Annotated in this window: 8 protein-coding genes and 2 pseudogenes; 5 read left to right on the forward strand and 5 right to left on the reverse strand. The window is 31.8% G+C overall.

All coding sequences use genetic code 11. The features are described 5' to 3' along the window. Positions 1 to 299: 299 nt before the first annotated feature. The 3 genes from WQ54_RS33580 to WQ54_RS13210 all read right to left on the reverse strand — a co-directional run bounded on the left by WQ54_RS33580 (position 300) and on the right by WQ54_RS13210 (position 3,162). A complete protein-coding gene (locus WQ54_RS33580; RefSeq protein ID WP_156177935.1) occupies positions 300 to 446 on the reverse strand; it encodes a hypothetical protein in 147 nt (48 codons plus the stop codon). A gap of 1,148 nt (positions 447 to 1,594) precedes the next feature. Continuing rightward, the gene (locus tag WQ54_RS13205) at positions 1,595 to 2,248 is read right to left on the reverse strand and encodes a hypothetical protein (RefSeq protein WP_052737777.1); all 654 of its coding nucleotides are present in this window, start codon (positions 2,246 to 2,248) and stop codon (positions 1,595 to 1,597) included. Positions 2,249 to 2,475: 227 nt separating this feature from the next. Further along, positions 2,476 to 3,162: a YukJ family protein gene (locus WQ54_RS13210; protein ID WP_046517297.1), complete on the reverse strand. Its 687-nt coding sequence runs from the start codon at positions 3,160 to 3,162 to the stop codon at positions 2,476 to 2,478. Between the two features lie 1,290 nt (positions 3,163 to 4,452). Between WQ54_RS13210 and WQ54_RS35475 the strand changes: the two are divergent. From WQ54_RS35475 to WQ54_RS35645, 5 genes and pseudogenes are all read left to right on the forward strand, one after another. Next, a pseudogene (locus WQ54_RS35475) lies at positions 4,453 to 4,575 on the forward strand (hypothetical protein); the annotation flags it as partial. A 507-nt stretch (positions 4,576 to 5,082) separates the two neighbouring features. Next, positions 5,083 to 6,990 (forward strand): esterase-like activity of phytase family protein, encoded by a 1,908-nt coding sequence (locus WQ54_RS31920; protein ID WP_052737778.1) that lies wholly within the window; start codon positions 5,083 to 5,085, stop codon positions 6,988 to 6,990. Between the two features lie 1,510 nt (positions 6,991 to 8,500). Continuing rightward, positions 8,501 to 9,457 carry a Na/Pi symporter gene (locus WQ54_RS13230; protein ID WP_231597524.1) on the forward strand — a complete coding sequence of 319 codons (957 nt, stop codon included), beginning with the start codon at positions 8,501 to 8,503 and terminating at the stop codon, positions 9,455 to 9,457. A gap of 882 nt (positions 9,458 to 10,339) precedes the next feature. Beyond that, positions 10,340 to 10,519: a Na/Pi symporter gene (locus WQ54_RS35640; RefSeq protein ID WP_084822031.1), complete on the forward strand. Its 180-nt coding sequence runs from the start codon at positions 10,340 to 10,342 to the stop codon at positions 10,517 to 10,519. Continuing rightward, positions 10,501 to 10,650: a Na/Pi symporter gene (locus WQ54_RS35645; protein ID WP_369094757.1), complete on the forward strand. Its 150-nt coding sequence runs from the start codon at positions 10,501 to 10,503 to the stop codon at positions 10,648 to 10,650. The genes WQ54_RS35640 and WQ54_RS35645 overlap by 19 nt, the downstream gene beginning before the upstream one ends. A gap of 110 nt (positions 10,651 to 10,760) precedes the next feature. Here the strand turns inward: WQ54_RS35645 and WQ54_RS32635 are convergent. Next, positions 10,761 to 11,012: pseudogene (locus WQ54_RS32635) on the reverse strand (hypothetical protein); the annotation flags it as partial. 343 nt (positions 11,013 to 11,355) lie between these two features. After that, on the reverse strand, positions 11,356 to 12,630 hold the full coding sequence (locus tag WQ54_RS13235) for a hemolysin family protein (RefSeq protein WP_046517301.1): 1,275 nt from the start codon (positions 12,628 to 12,630) through the stop codon (positions 11,356 to 11,358). Between the last annotated feature and the right edge of the window lie 686 nt (positions 12,631 to 13,316).

Genomic DNA, 13,316 nt, shown 5'->3' on the forward strand with positions numbered 1-13,316 from the left:
CGCTCACTTCCTTCAGATTCCATGTCACCATAGACACCCTTGTGTTAGGCTAACTGTTACTTCTGTCTTCACAGTTCGGGACTTTCACCCTATAGATTACACCCATGCTGGGCGCACTTAAAAAAGGATCTCCAATTTTATTTGAAGATCCTTTTTCATATGCCAAAAACGTTTTAGTTGGTAGGTGTTTATATATTATTCACTTCTTAACAAAATGTGTAATTGTTATCTTCGAATAGGAAGTTAGTCTTTATTTCAAAGAGTATCGCATTAGATTTGTCTAATTATGTACACCTTTTTTATTCATATTGTTTTAAATGAAAATACCCACATTTAGCGCAGCGAATAGATCCAGTTGCGTAATTATTTACATATGGCTTTCCTTTTTTGCATTGAGGACAAAATCTTAAATTCGTTTGTGTTATTTTTTCAATTGTTTTATTCATATTAAAACCACCTTTACATATAAAAATCAATTTTAATTTAATGCTGCAGATAATGGGAATAGACATTTTCATTATTTTAGCCAAAATCAATATAGGTGTGTATATAAATAAAAAGTGACTACCAAGGTGGGATGGTAGTCAAAGAAATAACAAAAGTCAAGAAGATGAATTTCAAATTATTTATATGTTAAGATCTTTGAGAAAATGGCAATAATTATCATAATGAAGCATTATCGGAACCATAAAAAGGGTTTTCCAAATTGGGATATCCACTTACAACATATTCTTCTAAAGGAGTTTTTTCAACCTCTTTAGAACTTGTCCTATATACAGACACTTCGATTGATGGCTCTGAATAACTATTATCAACATTCTATTTTGTATTATTCGAAAATGGTACTACTAAAATAGAAGGTACTATCAAAACTAAAATAAATAGTGTAGGAACTATCCAAAGTAATGGTTGTAATTTGTTCATTGTGCCTCCTTTAATAAATCATATTATTAAAGATTATGAATGATTCAGATTACTAATTACCAATTTTTACCAACAGCAAGCAAGATAAACAATATAATAATTAGAGCAATACCTGCTCCTATTTCACCATATCCAAACATTCTATTCACCCTTTCTTAATTGCTAATAACAAAATATGAATAAATTTAGAAATTGATAGGGCTTTAGTCAAAAATAGAAAAACCCCTTAACAATAAGGGATGAGGTGCCTAAATGTAGACATCTTTGCTCTGTAATACGATATACAAAACTAGTTAACATAAGGTCAATGATAGAAAGTAAGCCAAAGGACCAAACCCAGTAGTATCAAGGGTTTGGCTCTTGTCCATTTTTTATCGTTTATGCAGAATTTTATACATCCTAGTTGTAACAAGGTTTTAAGGTATATAGATTTTTCTAAAAGAAAATTTTTTTACATAAAAGCCTGTATATAATTTCATAATAAAAATGCCGTAATGAAATACCTAGTCAACGGTACACCATACACTTTTCGGAAATCATCTCTTATTGGAGATGATTTTGTTTTAACACACATACCCCCATCCTGCTTTTAATGGGGGTAAAATAATGTTTTATTCAACAATCGCGCCCGATCGTATTATAAAAAATACTATAAGAAAGTTCGCTTTACTTAGTTATCACTATCACAACTATATTTATATTTAGGTCCTGTTTGAATAAAGTAACCGCTTCTTACTTTTGCAGCCCAATTGTGTAGGACTTCCTCCCATTGAACACTATTAAAAAATTCATCAACAGGATCCTCACCTTCATTAGAAAACCATATTACAGGAGTAAAAGGTGCGAGTTGTCCACCGCCTCCCCAAATACCACCTGCTTGTTGCATAGTATTTTCTATTACTAGAAGTAATGGAAGTCCGCGTTGAAAAGCCATTGATGGTTCAATCTGTAAAAAAGGGGAATATGGTTCAAATTGATTTGGGCTTGGAATCGGTTGAAGAAGAGCAGCTGCCAGGCCATAACTTGAGTTAATCATTGTACGAACATTTTCTAATGTAGTATTAGGAAACTGGTCAGTGTTAGCTAATGTTCGAGGGAAAAGAAGTACACTTTTTATTTCGTTGAACATACGAATAATAAATCGTTGTCGAAGAGTGTTAAGAGAAAAAAGACCTTGATGGCTAAAAAAAATAGGAATTCTAAATAATGCTGAAGTAGCATCATTAAAATCTCGTACTTCTTTGTTAAATTGTTTAATTTTTTCCTTACTTAGACTTATCTTAGGCTGTTTCGTCTTTTTCTTCTTTTTATCTTTGCTTGACATGTTATCACCTCCATACTAAAGCTTATGCAGGTTGATAGAGAGTGTTTGGATAAAGATCATTATCGAACTAAGTGATTGTGTATGTCTTTGTGTTGTATATCATATACAAATCTAGTTTTTTTAAAAACGTCATCAATTTCATCGAGTGCAGCACCCCAACTGAAACGAATTCCTCATAAAAAATTCTTATATAGTATAGTTTGTTAAAAACATTTATATATATGTCTCTACTGATTATTACGATTTTTATGATTACATTCTTCAACTGGTTTGATTGCATCTCCATTTTCATCTGTACACCAGGATTGAGATTGGAAAGCTAGAAAAATTGCTACCCATCTTTTTTCTTGGTCAAAATGAATTAGAATTCCCCCGTCTTGCCAAATACCGTTATCATTTTTCCAGCGTCCCACATTTCCCTGGTTCATATGAATATCATGTATACCATTACCAGGTAAGAAATTAAAATACTTATCTGGCTTATCATCCTCTGGACCCCATAATTCCCCGAAAGCGTATATTATTGCATCATTATCAATAGCTTGTTGAATATATTTTTGAATTTTTTCGTTTAAATCGTTATCTGGACCCTCCAAATCTGCAGGTAGAGGAATCATCTTAGTAGAATCTAATAAATTTCCTCTAATATAATCAAGTCCAATGTCTGGATTATTATTTTGTATAAAAGTAAAACCAAATTCTAAATCAGGTAACTTTGTAATGTTTTCAGAGCTAAAATCCTCACCAACAAAGTATAATACTTCTGATGGATAGGATTGAGATTTTATATTAATGGCTATTCGATAGTATATACCTTTCTCATCTCTGATTAGTACTTGATAATGAGGCTTTTTTCCTCTTCCCATCATCGATTTGACTGCTTTTCCTTTTAAAATTCCATATTTTAAAGACAAATTTTATTCCTCCTGTTTTATTAATAAATATCAGGATTATGCGGATTTACAACGTTAAGGCAGAAAACCTTGTATCAATAGGGTTTAATCTATTGGGACATAACCGATTTTACGTCAAATAAAGCTTGCTAGTGTCTCGTATAACTTGTCTCAAAAGTCTTATCGTTGTTATATCCTTCATTTTTAACGCTGCAAACAGCTTAACGTTGTAAATCCGCATTTTCGGGACGCTACCTCTAGTAAAAAATGAGGCGGATATAAAATATTTTCCTAAATCTATTCTGGTCGGTAAAAGAGCTCTCCCTCCCTTATTCAAGTGAAGATTTTAAGTTGCTTAACACCCCGGACCATGCCATTTCATGCCACTTTAATGTTTGATCCTACTCTACTCTATTTCTCCATCTAGTGTGCCTTACTGAACTTCAGTCATGTTTTCATCCCTTGTTACATATGGGATTAGATTTTTAATCATCATGTTTCTTTTGCTTAACTCTTAAAATTTTACCTGATGTTGCATCAACCCCTACTTTGAACCTTTTACTATCTTCTGTTAAAATATAGAATTCATAAAACATAAAACCATACTCTAACTCCATATCTACATCTTAAATATTCCTAGGTACCCGTTTAAGGGCGATACCTTGAGCATGTTTCTCTGAAATTATTTTTTTATACTTTTTATAAATATCCTCCTAATTAGATTTCAATTTATTTATATATATGTATTAGAAAAATTATTGGTGTAACTTAATTCTTTTTTAAACTACCTATCTTCAGTAATTATTTATAAATTCTAACGTAAACAATAATAGGACTTTACTTGGAGAGGTGGGCATGAGAGGTTCGTTTCTATGCTTTGATGTAAAAAAAAAAATAAAGGGTGCATTCTATTAATATTTTTAGATTGATAATGTATATAACTTCCATTTTGTTTAACAAGAAAGAATGTTTCCATAATCTTATTTTTTAGGATCCTGCAAATCTATTACATAGTTTTAAAAAGATAATGTTGATTACCTGTTTGTTAAATAAAAGGTGTCTTGATTTAGTATGGATCAAGACACCTTTTATTTAATATAACGTTTATTATTAATTATCTTTTTTTGATCTAGAATTAAATTCTCATCTCCTGGCATTAGTCTCCATTTCCTTTTTAGTACGTAAATGGAACCAAACACCAGGTAAGAAAGAAGTCATTAATGCATAACAAGCACGGAAAAAAACTCCTGATGTTACGCTGGTTATTTTATGGATAAAGAAACTAATTTATATTAACTTCAAGCTCATTATTATGATCCTGAAACATCTGAATTTATTTCCAGAGACCCAGATTCTGGTGATGCAGATGATCCTATTACACAGAATGGATATACTTATGCTAATAATGATCCAGTAATTTACCAGTCAAAGTGAAACTGTTTTTATTCTTGTTGGAAAAGTATCTATTCTAATGCCGTTTTATAGAAAAATTTATATTAATGTTAAAGTTAATGTTTTTTTAATCTAACGAATAGTCAGCTATCTCAGGATCAATTTAGATGAAATCGACCTAGCCCATCATGAAAGTCAAGATTTTTGATTAATTTGCGATAAAAGGCGTATCGAAAAAACAATTTCCTCTTATGAAAGGCGATACTATCTTCTTTTTTCACTAACGATACAGATGAAGCCGAAGACTTAAAGGTTGAAGAAGAATAGATCAACGACCCTCTCTTCAAAATACAAATGGAAACAAAAGATGTGAGAAATATTACGGTGGTTGCAACCATTTGTATTACTAAAATTTCCTATTAAAAGGCTTTTACACTTACTGAAAATGAAGTTATTACATAATATAAAGTATCTTCTATCATGACTGAAGTGCTAGATAGGAGACTTCCCTATATAAAACTAGTATTATTCGCGTTTAGAAGTTACCTTATGAAAAAGGTAGGTTCAAATTCATTTGCTTATGTAATGATAAGGTTAAAAATGAAATGGGGTGAATTTATGTTAACGATTTATTTAGTTTGTAATGGGGAAACGCAATGGAATAAAGAGAATCGTGTACAAGGGTGGAAGGACTCTCCGCTTACTGATAAAGGAATAAAAAATGCTCAATCGTTAGGGAAAAGATTATCGAATATTGAATTTAATGCAATTTATACAAGCCCAATCGAGCCTGTCGTTAAAACGGCAGAATATATTCTTTCAGGAAGAAACATTCCTACTAAAACAGAAGAAAACCTAAAAGAAATTGGTTTTGGCGAATGGGAGGGGATGACAAAAGAAGAAGTTAGGGAAAAATATAAAAAAGAGAATGATAATTATTGGAACACCCCTCACCAATATGACCATCGACCACATAAAGGAGAAGGGTTAGCCGATTTTAGAAATAGAGTCGAGGGTGTTTTAAAAAGAATTCTTGCAGAAAACAATTGTGGAAATATTTTAATTGTCACACATGCTGTTACAATAAAAGCCCTTTTGGCCTATATCATGGATCTCCCTACCGAAAAAATTTGGGATACTCCATTCATTCATGGGGCTAGTCTTACTGTCTTTCATTGGGATGGAGAAAGGTTTCAGGTTGAAATGATAGGTGATACATCAAAGCGTTTTAACGTTTTAAGTGTTGCTGCATTAACTTCTCTTTTAGCTTTATCTCCTACTATTAATGCTGTTGAACATAATTCATCGCAGGAAAAAAATGAACAATCAATGAAGAAAAAAGATAGAAAAAACGATATAAACCAATTACATTCCGTTGGGAGCCTAAAGATGATTGGCGAGCAAAGGATCCCATTCAATGAGGAATTTAAAGGAACTGTTGTAGGTGGTCTTTCAGGACTCAGGTACGATTCTATAAATGACACATGGTTAATGATAAGTGACGACGGATCAAGTAACAATCCTGCACGTCTTTATTATGCCCAACTTAACTACGATATCAACAATTTTAATTCCATTAAATTAACCGATATGAAGTTTTTCAAGCAACCAGATGGTTCTAATTATCCGAATCAAACACAATACATTGCTCAGGGTGGAGAAGTCCCAGATTTTGAATCAATAGACTTGGATCCCATTGATGGAAGCATTTGGTACACAAGTGAAGGTGATCGTAATCTTGGCTTAAATCCTTTTGTGAGACAAGCCACTATAGACGGACAATACCTGTCTACTTTACCCTTACCAGAAATGTTTAAAGTATCACCAACAAAAGCGACTGGACCACGTAATAACATGGTCTTTGAAGGCTTTACTTTTGCAATAGATGGTAATTCGCTATGGGTGTCAATGGAGGGACCTTTATATCAGGACGGACCTGCACCTTCTATAGACTCTGGAGCATTTTCACGTATCACTCAATACGATCGTGCCGGGAATGTATTATCACAATATGCATACTCTATTGATCCAATTCCAGAAGCGCCTGGCCCTGGTAAATATGCAGTTAATGGTGTGGCAGAGATCCTATCGGTAAACGACTACAAGTTTCTACTAATTGAACGTGCCGGAGTTCAAGATGAAGATGGAAGCTTTAAAAATTACATTCGTCTTTATGAGATTGATATTAACGGAGCAAGTGATATTAGCAACATAGATTCGTTACAAGAAAGCAAATTTAAGCCTGTCAAAAAGCGTCTTATTCTTGATTTGAATACGTTAGGTTTATCTAAGCTCGACAACATCGAAGGCATCTCTTGGGGACCAAAACTTGCGAACGGAAATAATAGCCTCGTACTGATTTCAGATAATAATTTCAATTCTAGCCAGGTGACACAATTCCTTGCATTTGAAGTATTGCCAAAGAAGGACCAAAAGGAAACTAATAGTAAAATTTAACTTAGTATAATTGGACTGAACTCAGGGGTTTTGAACATAACTACCGTTTTTGAGTCTACTGGACACTATCATGAACCTGTTCTTGAGGAAAGTAAAATAACCTACTATTTCGTATTATAAGGTTAACCAAATTTTGGTTGACCTTTTTTATATAGTTTTATTATATCGGTAGTCGTGGGAGAACGTGGCACCCGTGGGAAAACATCCCGTCAACTAAACTGTTCACCCCTTACTTGTATAATCATGTTTCAGGCTAGTTGGATTGATGCTTTCATCCCATTAAATCCTATAGGTATGGAAAACGAGTAGAAGACCCCTTTCATTATGGCAAGGAGAATGATAAAGTTATTTACCCGGCTGGCCACCCAAGACTACTTACTTTTCTAATGTTCGAAACAAATCACAGGCAACAAAAATTGAATCCCACATATGCGCCGTATTGCATATATTTTAAATCCAAAATTATTATATATCATTAGATTGTTTTAAGTGGGTAAATCAAAGCTTATTCTTTCTTTTAGAGTATTATAGTAAACTCTAAAAACTTAAGAGTGTGTTCATTTTGTGGTCATGTGGTCAAATTGTTATCACCTCAAAATAAGTAAGGAACATGTTATTAATATAGAAATAGAAAAACTCAATAAAATAGGTAGCAATTAAGCTACTTTTTTTATTTTTAAATTGTTTAAACCAATATCTCAAAGTATGTTGTATTCTTTTTTAAGGGGGTTTTTTATGAAATATTACATCCAAGCCTATGTAGAACAATGATAAAAGGGATCACTTTCAACAGATAGTAAGTATTCTAATGGTTTAATCACATGTTCTGGATACCTTGTAATAAATATACTCTCTTCTAGATCATCGTAGTAAAGCGTTTGCTCTATGGAAAAAATAGGACTTTTAATAATTTTTTCAATCACTCCTTTAATTACTTCTAATTGTTTTGACCATTGCAACATACTTTCTTACTTATAGGATAAATTAAAAGGGGTGAGTCTGGTTTAATAAAATGAATCTATGCAATCAAACTTTAAGTTTAGGTACTCTTTAATTCTTCCATTGGACTTATTTAACAGTCTTTTGTATCAAAATTTTTAAGGCATATTAAGATTCTATATATTTATACTTTTAAATATTACATCCGCCCGTCATTCATTTTCATATTAAATAGCAAGAAATAGTTTATAAAAAAGGCAGTAAATCAACATTTATAAAAAGTTAGACATATTTGTTTTAAATGCAATATTAAACATCGGAGGACAAATTTAATTCATATTAAAAGCCCTTCTCATCTAAAGGAGAGGGCTTTGTTATTTTACCTCTTGTTGAAATCTTGTCCTGTCCGAATCACACCTACATACGGACTTAAACACTCTTTTCCCTCTTGTCATTTAACCATGTTAATTTTATTTCCTTTTAAATTTTTACACATTTTAACTAATTTTACTATTCCACCCAAGAATGTCCCTTTTTAAATACATATATTAAATTAAAAGGGGGTAATGGCATGCTCCAACTATTATTTTATGAGTTAATGCCCCAATTATTTTTATTTTATAGAAAAATGTTCGAAATTTTATCGTTTTTTCTCTTTATAGGATTATTCATTTTAGGAATGACGTTATTGAGGTCTGGACTATCTACCCTGTCTGCGACTTCTCTAAAGAAATGGATAACTACTTCATCAGAATCCACCTGGAAAGGATTAGTAACAGGTATTTTAATTACAACAATTTTTCAAAGCAGTTCTGCAGTAATGGTAATTAAATTAGTTTCAGTTAGATTGGTTACAGTTTTCCAATCCATTGGAATCATTCTAGGAACTAGTATTGGGACAGCTATGATAAATGAGTTTATAACGTTAGACATTGGTTCGCTAATTATCCCAATCATAGTTATTGGCTGCATTCTTATATTTAGGAAAAGTAAAAAGGTCCATAATACCGGGAAGATATTACTTGGTTTAACTTTAGTTTTTGGATCTATGTGGTTTTTTGAATATTTAGCAGTTCCTTTAAATGAATTGGATATAATCAACAAAATCATTCTAGGTATTAGTAATAATCATTTTTATGCTATTTTAGCTGGTATTGTAATTGTAGGATCGGTTCAATCAAGTAATGCTATTTTAGGAATTGTTATGGGATTCCTTTCAGCAGGGATAATGGAATTAGATACAGGAATTGCTATTATGTTAGGAGCAAACATTGGTACATGTATAGATGTATTATTTATGGGATTTATGTCTCGTGGTAAGGAAGAAAGGCTTGCTGCCTATGCATATACCTGGATTAATGTAATAGGGGTTGCAGCATTTTATCCCTTTATTGGCCTTCTTACTACATTTGGACAACAATTATCCATGCATCCAGATGTACAACTCGCGCATGTAAGCGTGATCGTTACTATAGTAACTTCATTTATTGTTCTACCATTTGCTAGCCAACTTAAAAGGTTGTTGTAAAAATTCTCGGTGGCAAAAAAAAAGTTTTTAATTAACAACAATATTTTATAGCTAGGGATTTTTTTCATTTTTTGTGAAGTTAGTAAAAATTATGGTATTCCTAATTAGAAAGTTAATTTGTCTATACAAATTCCCGTTCCTCATTGAACTTAAATACTATCGTTCTTTTATATTAATTTATTCTTGTAAATATCAATCTAAGGAACAGGTTCAAAAGGAAAAGTGGTCATAGATTCAGATCAGAATAATCAAACTAAGGTGATTAAACGTAAAGTCCTTGGCTTTCAACGTTATGATCATTAGAGAATAAAAGTTTTACCGCATCATTAATATAAATCAATTGATTTTCAAGGTTAAGGAGTAGGAGTATTACTCCTACCCTAACTTTTTAGATGTAGAGCCCTTTTTAGAAAAGTGCAAGCGCCCGTTTAGTGACGTTTAGTCAGGAGCAGGTTAAGAGTTAACTTGTATATTTTAAGAGGAAATCCGATTCGTTTAAGAATTTCAGAATTCCAAACATATGTTGATAGTAATTAGATATAAGAAATATGATTCAATTTATTCTATCTATTTTCCCTAGTTATTTTTTCAAACTTGAGATTACACTCTTAAAAAGGCTTTTGCCCATCAAAGTAATAAATGCATAAAGAAATAGTAGAATTCTAGGATTCCTAATCTAGATCATAACGAACTAAATACACATGAAATCAAATTCTTGTTTTTAATAAAGCAACTAGTACTTATAAGACTTATACTTAAATAAGTAATCCATGTCTATTATCTGCAAATTCAGGTCCTAAAAATATATCCATTCAGACGGAAGGGAAAAAGACCATGCTTGAATTGTTACTTTTTACCCTTTTTATAGGTATTCATTTTTGAATTTCCTTATTTGGCAAAGGACTATATAACTTTTCTGGAGATTCTCTAAAGAAATGGATTACTAAAATAGCAGATGTGCCATGGAAAGATCTAATAGTCAGCATTGTTGTCACAGCTATTCTGAATAGCAGTTCTGCAGTAATGGTCAATCAATCGGGCTCATTTCAGCAAGAATACTAACATTTCCACAAGCCATAAGGATCATACTCGGAACTAACATTGGGACAATTGTTGATGCGGAAATTATTACGCTAGACATCGATTCAGTAAAAATACCTATGTCAGTTGTTGGTGCAATCTTTTCAATATAAAAAAGGAAAAATAATACCCAATTCAGGTATTATTTTACTATTCTGTATTATATGGAATAGTGATTGCAGGAACGACACAATCAAGAGTGCTACTGTAGGAATTACCAAGATTATCGAAGATTGAATTTAACTGCCCTGTGAAAGCAGAATATTTTTCTTTTAGGAAGAGAAATTCCTATTACTGGATTTTTCCTTGTTGAAAATATTGCTTTTAGATCACTGATTAAACAACAAAATAAACCATGCTTTTCAAGTATAACGTTTGCAGCGATATCAAAATTCAAGGATCCTGCCGTTAGGAAGCCCATTATAATGACTGTAGTGGCTGTGCTTGATTGAATAATTCGGGGAAAAACTGTGCCAAATAAGACAGGATAAAAATATTAGTCCATGTTTTGTTAAATGGCTTTCTTCAAATAGTGGGTGTATGGAAGTATATACAACAAGGCAGCGTTTATACTAACGTCTAACAAAGGACCAGATGAATGGGGAAAATTCCTGGTGATTCAGCATTTATTACATTAATCTTAAACCGCCTTTTTCATCGAAGTGAAATATTGATCATTAACTAAGAGCAAGACAGTATCAGAATAAAATATAGAAAAGCATTATTCAATAATCAAAAAATTTGAATCTTAGGAGGAATAATATTCAATAAAAATATGGGAGTATTTTGTAAAATAACCCAAAAATATTCCCACCATTTTAAGAGGTATAGTCATCAGCTTTGTTATTGCTTTGAATTTCTACTTTAATTCTTTTGATCCTTCGACCTTCGACTTCATCCACAATCATTTTTAAATTCTCATATCTAAAAGAAGCTCCTTTAGAAGGTACAGTCTCCAGATTCTCTATAACCCACCCTCCTATTGTTTTATAGGAGCTTTTTGGCAATGGGATATTTACCATTAGAGAGAAATTATACAATTGATATTTAGGATGAAAAGTATAAACATTCTCACCCACTTGAGACATTAACTCCACTGTATCATCACGGTCATCCAATATCTCACCAACAATCAATTCTAATATATCTTTTAATGTTACTATCCCTGCTGTTCCGCTAAATTCATCTAAAACAACTGCCATAGGGACCTTTTGCTTTTTTAATTGAGGTAATAAAGATGAGACTTTCATTGATTCTACCACAAATAATGGTTCTCTTAAAATTTCCCTTATATTAGTATTATCATTTGCTAATAAATGGATAAAAAAATCTTTTTCTGTTAAAACACCTATAATATTATCAATGTTTTTTTCATAAACTGGAATTCTAGAAAAACGATTTTCAAAAAATAGCTCAATAATGTCCTCTATAGGTTGATTTATATTTATTGCAACGATATCAATACGTGGGGTCAAAATTTCTTTAATAGGGGTTTCATCCAAGTACATGGAACGGAGTATTAATTTCCTTTCTATTTTATCAATAACCCCCTCTTTCACACTTATATCCATTATTACCTTAATTTCCTCTTCTGTGACAGAAGGTAAAGGGTCTCTTTCCTTGAACAATTTTAATGAATACTCTGTCATTTTGGTAAAGAGTATATTGATTGGGCTACATATTTTAATCAGAATATTCATTAAGCCTGAGAAATATATTGCCAAACCTTCTGTATTTGCTTTCCCCATGGTTTTAGGGAGTACTTCGGCAAAAATAAGAATAATGATTGTCATTACTACTGTATTTAGTATTACTCCTAAATTTCCACCAAGTGTTTCAATAAATATCTGAGCCGATATAGTTGCTGCGGCTGTATTTGTAATATTATTCCCAATTAGGACCGTAGATATCATGCTATCGAAATCCTCAGCAATTCGAAGTGCCTCTTTACTTCCAGGTCGTCTTTCCTTTACAAATTGTTTCAACCTTATTTTATTCACGCTTGAATATATGGTTTCGGCACCTGAAAAAAAGGCAGAAAGAACTAATAATATAACTAACAAAAATATTGAACCCAATGGTATAAACTCCAAAAATTCCACCTCCTGTTATTTTTTCAATAATTTGTTTATAACATTCCATTCTAGTAATTATGAAGTGTACATAAAGCTAGATCATATCCTGAAAGAACAATGAACAAGTAAGCTTATCTATCTTATCCTCCTTACTTACCTAATACTAAATTATGCTTGTTTATTCTATTGGAATCTGCATTTGTCCTACTTTCAAAGCACATTCAAAAAATATGATGCTATAGTGAACTTTTTAGAACAAAAAAAGCATGGAACACGTCTCCTGATTTTTAACTTACTCTAAATTTTTATACATTTTTTGTTCGAATTTAGTAAGTTACTATACTTTATGCATTTTATCGGCTATGGAATGTGTGTTTATTAGAACAGATCAAAAATGTGCATTTGTTTTAATATTAATATTTTCATAACTGTTATTTATCGCATTTTTTCCATTTATAGGCGTTCTCGCTAAACTAGGAACGATGTTGGCAGATCAGCCTGATGTGCAGGTCGCTCATATAAGTGTTAATTTTAATTTTGATCAAGGTCTTCGACTACTGGTTTTCGGTCGGAATCACTATATAAAATATTTAGTCTATGAAATGTAAGATCTTTAATATTTTTTATTGTTTTGGAGTAATAAATAACTATATACTTAATGAAAAAAAGTACAAATAATAGAAAGGCTGAGTAACAGTTAAGCA

Source organism: Bacillus sp. SA1-12 (genome assembly GCF_000981385.1).
Lineage (GTDB): Bacteria > Bacillota > Bacilli > Bacillales > Bacillaceae > Metabacillus.